Below are 15,154 nucleotides of genomic sequence, written 5' to 3'. Positions count from 1 at the left end.
GATGCGGGTCAGCATCTTCGGCACCGGTTACGTCGGCCTGGTCACCGGCACCTGCCTGGCCGAGGTCGGGCACGACGTGCTCTGCGTGGACGTGGATGCGGGCAAGGTCGAGCGGCTGCACCAGGGCATCATCCCGATCTACGAGCCCGGCCTCGAGCCGATGGTGAAGGCCAACCACGCCGCCGGCCGGCTGGACTTCACCACCGACGCCGCGCGCGCGATCGCGCACGGCGAGGTGGTCTTCATCGCCGTCGGCACGCCGCCCGACGAGGATGGCAGTGCCGACCTGCAGTACGTGCTGCAGGTCGCGCGCACCATCGGCCAGCACCTGGAGGCGCCGGCCATCGTGGTCGACAAGTCGACGGTGCCGGTGGGCACCGCGGACCGCGTGCGCGCGACCATCGCCGGGGTGCTCGAGGCGCGTGGCGCCGACATCGCCTTCGACGTCGTCTCCAACCCCGAGTTCCTGAAGGAGGGCGCCGCGGTCGAGGACTGCATGCGCCCGGACCGCATCGTGCTGGGCGTGGACCATCCGCGCGCGGCCGAGAAGCTCAAGCGCCTGTACGCGCCCTTCAATCGCAACCATGACCGCTTCGTGGTCATGGACGTGCGTTCGGCGGAGCTGACCAAGTACGCGGCCAACGCAATGCTGGCGACCAAGATCAGCTTCATGAACGAGATCGCCAACATCGCCGAGCGCGTGGGCGCGGACGTGGAGATGGTGCGCAAGGGCATCGGTTCGGACCCGCGCATCGGCTGGCACTTCATCTATCCGGGCGCCGGCTACGGCGGCTCGTGCTTTCCCAAGGACGTGCAGGCGCTGGCGCGCACCGCGCAGCAGGTCGGCCATGAGCCCCTGCTGCTGGACGCCGTGGAAGCGGTCAACGAGCGCCAGAAGGGCCATCTGCACGAGCTGGTGACGCGCCACTACGGCGACGGCGGCATCGCCGGCAAGACCTTCGCCGTCTGGGGCCTGGCCTTCAAGCCCGACACCGACGACATGCGTGAAGCCTCCAGCCGCCGCCTGCTGGCCCAGCTCTGGGAGTCGGGGGCGCGGGTGCGCGCCTATGATCCGGAGGCCGCCGACGAGGCCCGCCGGATCTTCGGCGAGCGCGACGACCTCGTGCTCTGCGCGTCCGCCGCCGATGCGCTCGACGGCGCGGACGCCCTCGTGGTGGTGACCGAATGGAAGCAGTTCCGCAGCGCCGACCTGGCCCAGGTCCGCGCCAGGCTCGGCGACGCGGTGCTCTTCGACGGCCGCAACATCTACCGCCCGGAAGACGCCGAGGACGCCGGCCTGGCGTACTACGGCATCGGCCGCGGCCGTTCGGTGCGGGCGCAGTGACGACCGCGGCCGACATCGAGGCCCGCGTGGTGGAACTGGAGACGCGGCTTGCCTTCCAGGAGCAGGCGATGGCGGAGCTGAGCGACGCCCTGGCCGGTGCCAGGCTCGAGCTGGCGCGCAACGACCTGCTGCTGCGGCGCGCCCTCGAGGAGCTGCAGGCCAGCCGCCCCGGCGTCACCGCCGATCCCGCCGACGAACCCCCTCCGCCGCATTACTGAAGACCGATGAGCGATACGTTGCGCGACCAGCTGCTGGGCCTCGGCTTCAAGCCGACCCCCGGCGCAGAGAAGCCGAAGGCGCCGCGCCGCCAGGACGGCCAGGGCGGCAAGGGCCGTGCGCCCGATGCGCGCGGCGGCAAGGGTGGCCGGCCGGGCGGCGAGGGTGGCCGACGGCAGGCCCAGCCGACCGGAGCCGGCAGGGGCCAGGCGGACGCGAAGCGCCCGGGCGGTGGCACGCGCCCGCGCCGGCCGGAGGGCGACATCGACCTCGCCAAGGCCTATGCCATTCGCGCCCAGCGCGAAAAGGACGAGCGCATCCGCGCCGAGCGCGAGAAGCAGGAAGCCGCGCGCCTGCGCCGCGAAGCGCAGGCGAAGCTGGCCACGCTGCTCGACGGCAAGGGACTCAACGCCGCCGACGCGGAGCATGTGCGCCACTTCGACTACGGCGGCAAGATCAAGCGCGTGCACGTCACCGCCGACCAGCTGCGCGCGCTCAACGCCGGCGAGCTCGGCGTCGTCCAGCTCAACGGCCGCTACCTCCTGGTCACCGCCGCGCTCCTGGCCGAAGCCGAAGCCGTGTTCCCCGCGGCCGTCGCCCTGAAGGTCGACCCCGACGCCCCGGCCGGCGACGACCCCTACGCCGACCCGAAGTACCAGGTGCCGGACGATCTCGTCTGGTGAGGGGCTGGAAACGCCCTGACACGGATCTACGCGGATGAGGGCGCTGCACGGTTCAGGCAGGAGCTTTTTTCACCACGGATGACGCGGATCACGCGGATTTACGCGGATCTGGCCGAGGCAAGAGTGGTGCATGTTCTGATAGGGCATCGCGCGACTCCACTCGGCGCGCGCAGACCTTCCTTAAAGGCACTGCTCTATCCGCGTAAATCCGCGTGATCCGCGTCATCCGTGGTAAAGCCTTTCCGCTCTTTCCACACCCTCCGCTCTATCCGCGCAGATCCGTGGCAAGGCTTTTCCTCCGCGGCACCACCCAGATCCAGGCGATGACACAGCCGAGCAGCGCGAAGCCGCCGGCGGCGAGGAAGGCGAGGCGGCCGTCGCCCCAGGGCCAGAGCTGGCCGGCAACAAGGGCGCCCAGCACGCCGCCCAGGCCCGACGAGAAGCCGTAGAACAGGCCCTGGGCGTGGCCGTTGAGCCGCCCGGGAAAGTACGTCGCCAGCATCTGCATGGCCGCGGCGAAGAACGCGGCGAAGCCCAGCGCATGCGTGGCCTGGGCCACGAGCATCACCGGCATGCTTTCCGGCCAGAGCGCGGTGGCCCACCAGCGCAGCACGGCGCTGGCCATCGACACCAGCAGCAGCCAGCTCGGGTCCCAGCGGCGGAAGATGCCGGAGATGGTGAAGAACACGGCGACCTCGAACACCACGCCCACCGTCCACAGCAGGCCCAGCGTGGACGTCGAGTAGCCGAGCCCGTCCATGTAGACCGAGAAGAAGGTGTAGTAGGGGCCGAAGGACAGCTGCTCCAGGAAGGCCGCCACCAGGAACGCCGCCACCCTCGGCTGGCGCACGATCGCCCAGAACTCGCCGCCCGCCCGCCCCCGCGGGCCGACGTGGCCGGCATCGCGGTTGACGAACGCGCTCGCGGCCATCAACGCGAACAGCGGCAGCATCGCCCAGGGCAGGATGCCGGCGCCGTGGCGCTCGATCAGCCAGCCGAAGCCGGTGGTCACCAGGATGAAGCCGATCGAGCCCCAGACCCGGATCGTGCCGTAGCGATGCGCGTCGGCGCCGAGGTGGCCGAGCGTGATCGCCTCGAACTGCGGCATCACCGCGTTGTAGAAGAAGCAGAACGCCACCATCGCCGCGAACAGGGTCCATTCCGGCTGTTCCGGCAGGAAGCAGGCGAAGCTCGCCACCGTCAGCACGCAGCCGATGCGCAGCCAGCGGATCGGCTTCGGGGACGCGCCGGCGATCGTGGCCCAGGTGCTGGGTGCCACCACCCGGGTCGCGTACCAGAGGCTCATCATCACGCTGATCGCGGTGATGCCCATCCCGCGCGACTGCAGGTGCATCGCCCAGTAGGGCGTGAACGCGCCCAGCGCCGCGTAGTAGGCGAAGTAGAAGCTCGACAGCCGCACCACCGGTGCCGCCGCGGCGCTGCGCGCGTGTTCGATCATCGACGTGCCGGTGCGGTGCTCAGTCGGGATCGTAGTCGAGGTTGGACGCCAGCCACTGTTCGACCTGGGCCAGCGGCACGCCACGGCGCTTCGCATAGTCGGCCGCCTGGTCCTTGCCGACCCGCCCGACGACGAAGTACTGGCTCTTCGGGTGGCTGAAGTAATAGCCCGAGACCGCCGCGGTGGGCAGCATCGCGAAGCCGTCGGTCAGCTCCATGCCGGCGTTCCCGGGGGCGTCGAGCAGCGCGAACAGCTGCGCCTTCGGGCTGTGGTCGGGGCAGGCCGGATAGCCGGGCGCAGGGCGGATGCCGCGGTAGGCCTCGGCGATCAGGGCGTCGTTGTCGAGCGCCTCGCCGGGCGCATAGCCCCAGAATTCCGTGCGCACGCGCCGGTGCAGGTGCTCCGCCAGGGCTTCGGCCAGGCGATCGGCGAGCGCCTTGAGCAGGATCCCGCGGTAGTCGTCGTGGTCGGCGCGGAAACGCTCCAGGTGCGGCTCGATGCCGATGCCCGCGGTGACCGCGAACATGCCCATCCAGTCCCGCAGGCCGGTGGCCTTGGGCGCGATGAAGTCGGCCAGGCAGAAGTCCGGGCGTTCGACCGGCTTGTCCACCTGCTGGCGCAGGAAGGGGACGATGAGGGTCTCGCCGGGCGCGACCTCGAGCTCGACGTCGTCGCCGACGCCGGCCGCCGGGAAGAGTCCGAACACCGCCTTCGCGACCAGCCACTTCTCGCGGATGATCGTGTCGAGCATGTCGCGCGCGTCGCGGTAGAGCTCGCTGGCGGCGGCGCCCACGACCTCGTCCTCGAGGATGGCCGGGAAGCGGCCGGCCAGCTCCCAGGCCTGGAAGAACGGCGTCCAGTCGATGGTGTCGACCAGGTCGGCCAGCGGGTATTCGTCGAATACGGTGATCCCGGGCCTGGCCGGCGCGGGCGGCACGTAGGCGTCCCAGCCGCCGTCGAAACGCTGGCCGCGGGCCTTGTCCAGCGGCACCAGGCGCTTGGCGTCGCCGCGGTTGCGGTGGCGCTCGCGGATGCCGGCGTAGTCGGCCTCGTTGGCGGCGACGAAGGGTGCGCGCAGGTCCGCCGACACCAGCGACTGCGCCACGCCCACGGCGCGCGAGGCGTCCTTCACCCAGATCGTGGGCGACCTGTAGTGCGGATCGATCTTGAGCGCGGTATGCGCGCGCGACGTGGTGGCGCCGCCGATCATCAGCGGGATGGTCAGCCCCTGGCGCTGCATCTCGCGCGCGACGTGGCCCATCTCCTCGAGCGAAGGCGTGATCAGGCCGGAGACGCCGACCAGGTCGGCGTTCTCGGCGACCGCCGTGTCGATGATCTTCTGCGCCGGCACCATCACCCCGAGGTCGATCACCTCGAAGTTGTTGCAGGCCAGGACCACGCCGACGATGTTCTTGCCGATGTCGTGGACATCGCCCTTGACGGTGGCCATCACCACCTTGCCGTTGTTCTTCCCGGTGTCGCCGGTGCGCAGCTTTTCGGCCTCGATGAAGGGCAGCAGGTAGGCCACGGCCTTCTTCATCACACGCGCCGACTTCACCACCTGCGGCAGGAACATCTTGCCGGCGCCGAACAGGTCGCCGACCACGTTCATGCCGTCCATCAGCGGGCCTTCGATCACGTCCAGCGGTCGCGTCGACAGCAGGCGCGCCTCTTCGGTGTCCTCGACCACGTACTGGTCGATGCCGTGCACGAGGGCATGGCTGAGCCGCGCGCGCACGTGCTTGCCGCGCCACGCCAGGTCCTCCTCCTGCTTCCGGCCCTTGCTGCCGCGGTAGCGCTCGGCCAGCGCGAGCAGGCGCTCGGTGGCGTCCGGGCGGCGGTTGAGGATCACGTCCTCGACGTGTTCGCGCAGTTCGGGATCGAGGTCGTCGTAGATCGGCATCGCGCCGGCGTTGACGATGCCCATGTCCAAGCCCGCGGCGATCGCGTGGTACAGGAACACCGAATGGATCGCCTGGCGCACGGTCTCGTTGCCGCGGAACGAGAACGAGACGTTGGAGACGCCGCCGGAGACGTGGCAGTGCGGCAGCGTCGCGCGGATGACGCGCGTGGCCTCGATGAAGTCCACCGCGTAGTTGTTGTGCTCCTCCAGCCCGGTCGCGATGGCGAAGATGTTCGGGTCGAAGATGATGTCTTCGGGCGGGAACCCGACCTGGTCGACCAGGATCCGGTAGGCCCGGGTGCAGATCTCGACCTTGCGCGCGGCGGTGTCGGCCTGTCCGTCCTCGTCGAAGGCCATGACCACGGCCGCCGCGCCGTAGCGCAGCACCTTGCGCGCCTGCCCGATGAATTGCTCCTCGCCCTCCTTGAGCGAGATCGAGTTCACCACGCCCTTGCCCTGCAGGCACTTCAGCCCGGCCTCGATCACCTCCCATTTCGAGGAGTCGACCATCACCGGGATGCGCGCGATGTCGGGCTCGGACGCGATCAGGGTGAGGAAGCGCGTCATCGCCTTCGCCGAATCGATCAGGCCCTCGTCCATGTTGACGTCGAGGATCTGGGCGCCATTGGCGACCTGCTGGCGGGCGACCTCGACCGCCTCCTCGAAGCGGTCTTCCTTGATCAGCTTCCGGAACTGCGCGCTGCCGGTGACGTTGGTGCGCTCGCCGACGTTGACGAACAGCAGCTCCGGAGTGATGACCAGCGGCTCCAGCCCCGACAGCCGCGTGTGCCTGGGCGTGCTCATCGGGACACCCCGCCGTTTTTTTGCCACGGATTTACGCGGGTGCGCCGCGGATCTACACGGATAAAGCGGGAAGAGCAGAAAAAGCGAGGAGCATTTTTTGCCACGGATTTACGCGGATTAAAGCGGATAGAGCAAAAGCCGCTGGAAGTGGGTTCGGAGCGGCCGGCGACAGTACGCGGCGAACCACTTTCACCGACCTCCCCAAGACTTGCCTCGGCCAGATCCGCGTTAATCCGCGTAAATCCGTGGCAAAAAAATGCTTTTGCCTTATCCGTGAAAATCCGCGGCGCATCCGCGTAAATCCGTGGCAAAAGAACTCTCACGCCGCCACCTCCAGCGAAGCCAGCGACCGCGGCGGGAGGCCCCGGACGGCGTCGGCGATGGCGCGGATGTGGGCCGGGGTGGTGCCGCAGCAGCCGCCGACCAGGTTCAGCAGGCCCGAGCGGGCGAACTCCTCCAGCATCGTCGCCATCTCCTCCGGCGTCTCGTCGTATTCGGCGAAGGCGTTGGGCAGGCCGGCGTTGGGATGCGCGCTGACCAGGCAATCGGCGACCCGCGCCAGGGTCTCGACGTGCGGGCGCAGCTCCTTCGCGCCGAGCGCGCAGTTCAGGCCAACGGCCAGCGGCCGCGCGTGCGCGACCGAGATGTGGAAGGCCTCGGCGGTCTGGCCAGAGAGCGTGCGTCCGGAGGCGTCCGTGATGGTGCCCGAGATCATCACCGGCAGCCGCGCGCAGCGGGCGTCGAAGGCCTCCTCGATCGCGAACAGCGCGGCCTTGGCGTTGAGGGTGTCGAAGATGGTCTCGACCATCAGCACGTCGGCGCCGCCGTCGATGAGCCCGTCGATCGCCACGCGGTAGTCCTCGCGCAGGGCGTCGAAGCTGGTGTTGCGGAAGCCCGGGTCGTTGACGTCGGGACTGATCGAGGCGGTGCGGCTGGTGGGGCCGATCACGCCGATGGCGAAGCGCGGCTTGCCGGGCGTGGCGGCTTCCGCGGCGTCGCAGGCGGCGCGGGCCAGGCGCGCGCCCTCGAGGTTGAGCTCGCGCACCAGGTGCTGCAGGCCATAGTCGGCCTGGCTGACGGCGGTCGAGTTGAACGTGTTGGTCTCGACCAGGTCCGCGCCCGCCGCGAGGTAATCCGCGTGCACGCCGCTGATCAGCTCCGGGCGGGTCAGGCTCAGCAGGTCGTTGTTGCCCTTGAGGTCGTGCGCGGCGCCGTCTCCGGGGTGCCGCGCGTCGAAGCCGGCGGCGAAGCGTTCGCCGCGGTAACCGGCCTCGTCCAGCCGGTGGCCCTGGATCATCGTGCCCATGGCGCCGTCGATGACCAGGATGCGTTCGGTCAGCGCGGCTTCGAGCAGCGCGACGCGGCCTGGATGGAGCCAGGGGAGGACGCTCATGGGGCGCCTGCGATCAGGGAGATGACTTCGAAGTGCGGCGGGCGCTTTTCGCGGGTGACGGTCTCGCACGAATGCAGCGCCAGGCCGGCCTTGTCGACGAAGCGGCGCAGCTCCTTTTCGGTGAAGCCGAGGTTGACGTGGCCGAAGGCCTCGACTGCCGCCCGGTGGCCGTGGCGGGCGAGGCTGGTGAGCAGCAGGCGGCCGCCCGGGCGCAGCACGCGCGCGGCCTCGGCCACCGACAGCGCGGGCTTCTCCGCATAGGTGAGGGCGTGCATCAGCACCACCAGGTCGAAGCTGCCGTCGTCGAAGGGCAGTGCGTGCATGTCCGCCTCGCGCACTTCGACGTTGCGGTAGCGCTTCAGGCGCTCCTGCGCCGCCGCCACCACGCGCGGGCTGGCATCGATGCAGACGTAGCGATGCGCGTGCGGCGCCAGCAGTTCGGCCAGCACGCCGTCGCCGGAGGCGATGTCGAGCACGTCGCCGGTTTCCAGCAGCGGTAGCGCCGAGCGCGCCATCGCCTCCCAGGTGCGGCCCGGCGAATAGTGGCGCTCCATGTCGCCGGCCACCGAATCGGCCCAGTTCTGGTCTGCGGCGCGCATTGCCAGCACACCGGCCACGCGCTCGGCGTCCTGGCGCAGCAGCGGATCGTCGCTGCCGTCGCGGAGCGTCTGCCACAATGCGCGCTGCGCGGGATCCAGGCGGTCCTCGTCGAAGCGGTAGTAGGCGGACACGCCCGCGCGCCGGTCGCGGACCAGTCCGGCTTCCTTCAGTCGGGCGAGGTGGGTGGAGACGCGGGGCTGGGCCAGGCGCGTGATCGCGGAGAGTTCCGCGACCGTGAGCTCCTCTCCGTCCAGCAGGGCCAGCAGGCGTACGCGGGTGGCGTCGGCGAGTACCTTGAGGTGGCTCGACCAGGCTTCGAGATCCATCGATATATCTTCGCATCGCGATATAGAGATGCATTGTCGAACGGCGTCGGCGCCGGGTCAAGGCCACGAGGCCCGCACGAGGACTGCCGGCGCGTCGCGCGGCGCACCGGCTGTCGATGCGGCGCCGTGGGCAGGCTAGAATGGCGCTCTTGTTTTCAGGCCGTCGCCCGGGCGCGGCGCATACAGGAGCAGCGCGTGGATTTCAGCTTCACCGAAGAGCAGTTGATGATCCAGGACGTGGCCCGCCGCATCGCGCAGGAGAAGATCGCGCCGAGCGCCGAGCACCACGACCAGACCGGCGAATTCCCCCTCGACAACATCCGCCTACTGGGCGAGAACGGGCTGATGGGCATCGAGGTGCCGGAAGCCTACGGTGGCGCCGGCATGGACCCGGTCGCCTACGTGCTGGCCATGGTCGAAGTGGCCGCCGCCGACGCCGCGCACTCCACCATCATGTCGGTCAACAACTCGCTGTTCTGCAACGGCATCCTGACCCACGGCACCGAGGCGCAGAAGCAGCTGTATGTCTCCGCCATCGCCGAGGGCCGCGAGATCGGCGCCTTCGCGCTGACCGAGCCGCAGTCGGGCTCCGACGCCACCGCCATGCGCTGCCGCGCCGTGAAGCAGGCCGACGGCAGCTTTGTCGTCAACGGCAAGAAGAGCTGGATCACCTCGGGCCCGGTGGCGAAGTACATCGTGCTGTTCGCGATGACCGACCCGGACAAGGGCGCGCGCGGCATCACCGCCTTCGTCATCGACACCGCGCGCCAGGGCTTCGGCCGCGGCAAGACCGAGCCCAAGCTCGGCATCCGCGCCTCGGCCACCTGCGAGATCGAGTTCAACGACTACGTGGTGAACGCCGACGAGGTCCTGGGTAACGAGGGCGAGGGGTTCAGGATCGCCATGGGCGTGCTCGACGCCGGCCGCATCGGCATCGCCAGCCAGGCCATCGGCATCGCCCGCGCTGCGTACGAGGCCACGATCGAATACGTGAAGGAGCGCAAGGCCTTCGGCCAGCCGATCGGCGCGTTCCAGATGACCCAGGCCAAGATCGCCGACATGAAGTGCAAGCTCGACGCGGCCCTGCTGCTGACGCTGCGCGCGGCGTGGGTGAAGGGCCAGGGCCAGCGCTTCAGCAACGAGGCCGCGATCGCCAAGCTCACCGCCTCCGAGGCCGCCATGTGGATCACCCACCAGGCGCTGCAGATCCACGGCGGCATGGGCTATTCCAAGGAAATGCCGATCGAGCGCTATTTCCGCGACGCCAAGATCACCGAGATCTACGAGGGCACCAGCGAGATCCAGCGTCTGGTGATCGCCCGGCATGAGACCGGGCTGCGCTGACGCCACCGACGACCGTGCAGCCCGTGCGCAAACCCTGCCACTGCCCGCGCCCCGAACCGGTTCCCATGCGGGACACCGAGCCGGTGGCGCGCCGCCGTTCCTGACGATACGACTTCCTTGGCCCGTGCCTGTGCGCGGGCCTCATTGCATCCGGATACCGACATGAGTACTGCTCCCAAGAAGGCTTCCACCCGTTCGAAGGCCGCCAGGGCCGCCAACGCCGCGGCAGACGACCGCCGCGCCACCGCGCGCGACGGCCGGCTGCTCGATCCCGTGCTGGCCGCGGTGCGCAAGCGCGCGGGCAAGTCCGGCGGCGACGACGCCGCCACCTTCGCCGCCGCGTTCTACCAGCGCATGGGGGAGGACGAGATCAACCTCCACGAGGCCGACGGCTGGGCCGCGCTGGCGACCGATTTCCTCGCCGCGATCGGCAAGCGCAAGCCCGGCACCGCGATCGTGCGCCTGTTCAACCCGACCCTGGCCTCGCACGGCTGGGAGACCCAGCACACGGTGCTGCAGATCGCCAACGACGACATGCCCTTCCTCGTCGACTCGGTGACCATGGCCCTGGCCGAACTGGGCGTGGGCGTGCACGTCCTCGGCCATCCGGTGGTGCAGCTCGGACGCGACCGCGCCGGCAAGCTGTCGGGCGTGGGCCAGGGCATGGCGGAATCGCTGATGCACCTGGAGATCGACCGCCAGACGCCCGAGGGCTGCGCGCGCATCGAGGCCGCCGTGCGCGGCGTGCTCGAGGACGTGCGCCTGATCGTGCGCGACTGGCAGGCGATGCGCACGCGCATGGAAGAGGTGGCCGAGGGCCTTTCGAGTGCCGCGCTGCCGGTGTCCCACGCCGAGCGCGCCGAGATCCAGGCCTTCCTGCGCTGGGCCGCCGACAACCACTTCACCTTCTTCGGCTACCGCGAGTACGAGGTGGTGAAGACCGGCCGCGACGAGGTGCTGCAGGCCGTCGAGGGCAGTGGCCTGGGCCTCCTGAGCTGCCGCGACGTCGGCAAGCCGCGCCTGCTGAGCACGGTCGGTGCGCAGCGCACCGAGCGCACCGTCGAGCCGCTGATCCTGACCAAGACCAATGCGCGCTCCACCATCCACCGCCCGGGCTACATGGACTACATCGGCGTGCTCGGCTTCGACGCCAAGGGCACGCGCGCGACCAGCGAGAAGCGCTTCCTCGGCCTCTACACCTCCAGCGCCTACAACCGCCGTCCCTGGGACATCCCGATCGTGCGCGACCGCCACGAGCAGGTGATGGGCGCCTCGGGCCTGGCCGACACCGGCCACAGCGGCAAGGCGCTCAAGCACATCCTCGAGACGCTGCCGCGCGACGAGCTGTTCCAGGCCTCCAGCGGCGAACTGCAGCGCGTGGCCAGCGGCATCCTCGGCCTGCAGGAGCGCGTGCGCAGCCGCCTGTTCCTGCGCCGCGACCACTACGGCCGCTACTACTCCGTGCTCGCCTACGTGCCGCGCGACCGCTACAACACCGAGGTCCGCCTGCGCGTCGAGGCGATGCTGAAGGAGACGCTGGGCGCCGACCACGTCGACACCAACGTCAGCCTCGGCGAATCGCCGCTGGCGCAGCTGCACATGCTGGTGCGCCCGCGCACCGGCGAGGCGGTCGAGGTCGACGAGGCCGCGCTGCAGGCGCGCCTGGCCGCGATCGTGCGCAACTGGCAGGACGACCTGCGCGAGGCGCTGATCGAGGCCGAAGGCGAGGCCCGCGGCCTCGGGCTGGCCTCCACCTGGGGCCGCGCGCTCCCCGTGCCCTACATCGAGCGCGCCACGCCCGCCGTGGCCGCCGGCGACGTCGCCAGGCTCGACGCGCTGGCCGGCCCGGACGACCTCGGCCTCAGCCTCCAGCGCGCCGCCCTGCACCAGCCGGGCGAGGGCGCGCTGCGCCTGAAGCTCTACCGCGCCGGCCGCGACGTGCCGCTGTCCGACGTGCTGCCGATGATGGAGAACATGGGCCTGCGCGTGATCGCCGAGCATCCGCACCGCCTGGAGATCCCGTCCGCCGACGGCGCCGCGCCGCGCGTGGCCTACATCCAGGACTTCGAGGTCGAGGTCGCCGGCGGCGCCGAGCCCGACGCTGCCCGCTTCGAGGAGGCCTTCGCCCGCATCTGGCGCGGCGACGCCGAGAACGACGGCTTCAACCGCCTGGTGGCCGCGGCCGGCCTCGGCTGGCGCCAGGTGTCGATGCTGCGCGCGTACTGCAAGTACCTGCTGCAGGTCGGCGTGCCGTTCTCGCAGAGCTACGTCGAAGAGACCATGGTCCGCAACCCGGCGCTGGCCGGGAAGCTGGTCGAGCTGTTCGAGGCGCGCTTCGACCCCGCGATCGCCGACAAGGCCCGCAAGCCGGCCATCGAAGCGGCGCACGCCGCGATCCGCGAGCTGCTCGAGGGCGTCGCCAGCCTCGACGAGGACCGCATCGTGCGCAGCTACGTCGGCGTGATCGACGCGACGCTGCGCAACAACTATTACCAGGCCGACGCCGAGGGTCGCCCGAAGGACTACATCGCCTTCAAGTTCGATTCGTCGCGCGTGCCCGACCTGCCCAAGCCGCGCCCCTACCGCGAGATCTTCGTCTGCGGCCCGCGCGTGGAAGGCACCCACCTGCGCTTCGGCCCGGTGGCGCGCGGCGGCCTGCGCTGGTCCGACCGCCGCGAGGACTTCCGCACCGAAGTGCTGGGCCTGGTGAAGGCGCAGATGGTGAAGAACACGGTGATCGTGCCGGTCGGCTCCAAGGGCGGCTTCATCGTCAAGCGCCCGCCGGTCGGCGGCGACCGCGACGCGATCCAGGCCGAGGGCATCGCCTGCTACAAGCGCTTCATCAGCGGCCTGCTCGACCTGACCGACAACCTGACCGTGGCCGGCGACATCGTGCCGCCGGCCAACGTCGTGCGCCACGATGATCCGGATCCCTACATGGTGGTGGCCGCCGACAAGGGCACCGCGACCTTCTCCGACATCGCCAACGGCCTGTCGCGCGACTACGGCTACTGGCTCGACGACGCCTTCGCCTCCGGCGGCTCGGTGGGCTACGACCACAAGGGCATGGGCATCACCGCGCGCGGTGCGTGGGAGTCGGTCAAGCGCCACTTCCGCGCGCTCGGCATCGACTGCCAGAAGCAGGACTTCACCGCGGTCGGCATCGGCGACATGTCCGGCGACGTGTTCGGCAACGGCATGCTGCTGTCGAAGCACATCCGCCTGGTCGCGGCGATGGACCATCGCCACATCTTCGTCGACCCCAACCCCGACTCGGCGGTCTCGTACAAGGAGCGCCAGCGCCTGTTCAAGGTGCCGCGCTCGAGCTGGGACGACTATGACAAGTCGCTGATCAGCAGGGGCGGCGGCGTGTTCTCGCGCAGCGCCAAGTCGATCCCGGTGTCGCCGGAGATGCGCACCGCGCTCGGCCTCGCCGACGGCACCACCGCGATGAGCCCCAACGAGCTGATGTCGGCAGTGCTGAAGGCGCCGGTCGACCTGCTCTGGAACGGCGGCATCGGCACCTACGTCAAGGGCGCGGCCGAGACCCACGCCGACGTCGGCGACCGCGCCAACAACGCCATCCGCGTCAACGGCGGCGAGCTGCGCTGCCGCATCGTGGGCGAGGGCGGCAACCTGGGCATGACCCAGCGCGGCCGCATCGAGGCCGCGCAGGCGGGCGTGCTGCTCAACACCGACTTCATCGACAACTCCGCCGGCGTCGACACCTCCGACCACGAGGTGAACATCAAGATCCTGCTCAACGGCCAGGTGCAGGCCGGCAAGCTGAAGATCGAGGAGCGCAACAAGCTGCTGAAGGCGATGACCGACGAGGTCGCCGGCCTGGTGCTCAACGACAACTACCGCCAGAACCAGGCCATCAGCCTGATGGAGCGGATGAGCGTGTCGCGCCTGGGCTCCAAGCAGCACTTCATCCAGACCCTGGAGTCGCAGGGCCTGCTGGACCGCCAGATCGAGTTCCTGCCCAGCGACGCCGAGCTCGCCGACCGCAAGGCGCGCAACCTCGGCCTGACCCGCCCGGAGCTGGCGGTGCTGCTGTCGTACTCCAAGCTGGTGGCGTTCGAGCAGCTGCTGAACTCCGACATCCCGGAGGACCCGTACCTGTCGCGCGAACTGCAGCGCTACTTCCCGCAGCCGCTGCAGGCGAAGTACGCCAAGGCCATGGAGCAGCACCGCCTGAAGCGCGAGATCATCGCCACAGCGGTCACCAACTCGACCATCAACCGCATGGGCGCGACCTTCCTGCTGCGCATGCAGGAAGACAGCGGGCGCACGCCGGCCGAGGTGGCCAAGGCGTTCACGATCACCCGCGAGACCATCGAGGCGCGCACGCTGTGGGCGCAGATCGATGCGCTGGACGGCAAGGTGCACGAGTCGGTGCAGATCGACGCCCTGCAGGTGATCTGGGCGCTGCAGCGTTCGTTCACGCGCTGGCTGCTGGCGCGCCCGGGCGCGTTGCCGACCATCACCAGCGCGGTGGAGCGCTACCACGACGGCTTCCAGGCGATCTATGCCGGCGAGGACATCCTCACCGCCGCGCAGCGCCCGGCCTACGAGCAGTCGCTGGTCGACTGGCGCGCCAAGGGCCTTCCGGACGTGCTGGCCAGCCAGCTGGCCGCGCTGCCGTACCTCGAGGCCAGCCCCGACATCATCGAGCTGGCGCGCGAGCGCAAGCGCAAGCCGGTCGAGGTGGCGCGCGTGTACTTCCGCCTCGCCGACGCGCTGAACCTGCCCTGGCTGGTGCAGCAGATCGACGCGCTGGCGGTGGACGGGCGCTGGCACGCGGTCGCCCGCGGCGCGCTGCGCGACGAACTCGCCGCGCAGCAGCGCGCCCTCGTGGGCCAGGTGCTGTCGATGCCGGGCCGCGACGCCGACGCCAAGGTCGCGCAGTGGATCGGCCGCGACGACGCCGCGCTGCGCTTCACGCTCGGCATGCTGTCCGAGCTCGCGACGCAGACCTCGCTCGACTACCCGACCGCCTCGGTGGCGGTGCGCCGCCTGGCGCAGCTGGCCAGCGCGGGCTGAGGCAGGCCATCACCCGCCCTCCGCCCATGGCGGGC

9 protein-coding genes are annotated in these 15,154 nt (G+C 70.1%); 5 read left to right on the top strand and 4 right to left on the bottom strand.

What is annotated here, in order from left to right; all coding sequences use genetic code 11:
* Position 1: 1 nt before the first annotated feature.
* From H9645_RS01360 to H9645_RS01350, 3 genes are read left to right on the top strand one after another with little or no spacing between them, the layout of a single operon-like run.
* Entirely contained in the window at positions 2–1,345 is a 1,344-nt protein-coding gene (locus tag H9645_RS01360) for a UDP-glucose dehydrogenase family protein (protein WP_191727940.1), read from the top strand.
* Positions 1,342–1,563, top strand: coding sequence for a SlyX family protein (locus H9645_RS01355; protein WP_191727939.1), 222 nt, complete (start codon positions 1,342–1,344; stop codon positions 1,561–1,563). Before H9645_RS01360 ends, H9645_RS01355 begins: the two co-directional genes overlap by 4 nt.
* Positions 1,564–1,569: 6 nt before the next feature.
* Positions 1,570–2,244, top strand: coding sequence for a DUF2058 domain-containing protein (locus H9645_RS01350; RefSeq protein WP_191727938.1), 675 nt, complete (start codon positions 1,570–1,572; stop codon positions 2,242–2,244).
* A gap of 265 nt (positions 2,245–2,509) precedes the next feature.
* Here the strand turns inward: H9645_RS01350 and H9645_RS01345 are convergent, their stop codons facing one another.
* From H9645_RS01345 to H9645_RS01330, 4 genes are all read right to left on the bottom strand, one after another.
* Complete coding sequence (locus H9645_RS01345; protein ID WP_191727937.1) at positions 2,510–3,703, bottom strand: MFS transporter; 1,194 nt, start codon at positions 3,701–3,703, stop codon at positions 2,510–2,512.
* A 19-nt stretch (positions 3,704–3,722) separates the two neighbouring features.
* Positions 3,723–6,437, bottom strand: a complete 2,715-nt coding sequence (metH, locus tag H9645_RS01340; protein WP_318240472.1) for a methionine synthase — start codon at positions 6,435–6,437, stop codon at positions 3,723–3,725.
* 292 nt (positions 6,438–6,729) lie between these two features.
* A complete protein-coding gene (locus tag H9645_RS01335; RefSeq protein ID WP_191727935.1) occupies positions 6,730–7,803 on the bottom strand; it encodes a homocysteine S-methyltransferase family protein in 1,074 nt (357 codons plus the stop codon).
* Positions 7,800–8,729, bottom strand: coding sequence for an ArsR/SmtB family transcription factor (locus H9645_RS01330; protein WP_191727934.1), 930 nt, complete (start codon positions 8,727–8,729; stop codon positions 7,800–7,802). The genes H9645_RS01335 and H9645_RS01330 overlap by 4 nt, the downstream gene beginning before the upstream one ends.
* Before the next feature lie 195 nt (positions 8,730–8,924).
* On the opposite strand from H9645_RS01330, the gene H9645_RS01325 reads away from it, so the two are divergent.
* Both H9645_RS01325 and H9645_RS01320 read left to right on the top strand, forming a co-directional pair.
* Positions 8,925–10,073, top strand: coding sequence for an acyl-CoA dehydrogenase family protein (locus H9645_RS01325; RefSeq protein ID WP_191727933.1), 1,149 nt, complete (start codon positions 8,925–8,927; stop codon positions 10,071–10,073).
* A 162-nt stretch (positions 10,074–10,235) separates the two neighbouring features.
* Positions 10,236–15,119, top strand: a complete 4,884-nt coding sequence (locus H9645_RS01320; RefSeq protein ID WP_191727932.1) for an NAD-glutamate dehydrogenase — start codon at positions 10,236–10,238, stop codon at positions 15,117–15,119.
* The last annotated feature ends 35 nt before the right edge of the window (positions 15,120–15,154 follow it).

The organism is Luteimonas colneyensis (assembly GCF_014836665.1).
Lineage (GTDB): Bacteria > Pseudomonadota > Gammaproteobacteria > Xanthomonadales > Xanthomonadaceae > Luteimonas > Luteimonas colneyensis.
The sequence above is the reverse complement of the archived record's forward strand: the minus strand, read 5'-3'. Positions and strand labels throughout refer to the sequence as shown.

Bases quoted from the DNA above. Each gene is read 5' to 3' on its own strand.
- H9645_RS01335 (WP_191727935.1), bottom strand. From the start codon at position 7,803: ATGAGCGTCCTCCCCTGGCTCCATCCAGGCCGCGTCGCGCTGCTCGAA.
- H9645_RS01360 (WP_191727940.1), top strand. From the start codon at position 2: ATGCGGGTCAGCATCTTCGGCACCGGTTACGTCGGCCTGGTCACCGGC.
- H9645_RS01320 (WP_191727932.1), top strand. From the start codon at position 10,236: ATGAGTACTGCTCCCAAGAAGGCTTCCACCCGTTCGAAGGCCGCCAGG.
- H9645_RS01350 (WP_191727938.1), top strand. From the start codon at position 1,570: ATGAGCGATACGTTGCGCGACCAGCTGCTGGGCCTCGGCTTCAAGCCG.
- H9645_RS01330 (WP_191727934.1), bottom strand. From the start codon at position 8,729: ATGGATCTCGAAGCCTGGTCGAGCCACCTCAAGGTACTCGCCGACGCC.
- H9645_RS01345 (WP_191727937.1), bottom strand. From the start codon at position 3,703: ATGATCGAACACGCGCGCAGCGCCGCGGCGGCACCGGTGGTGCGGCTG.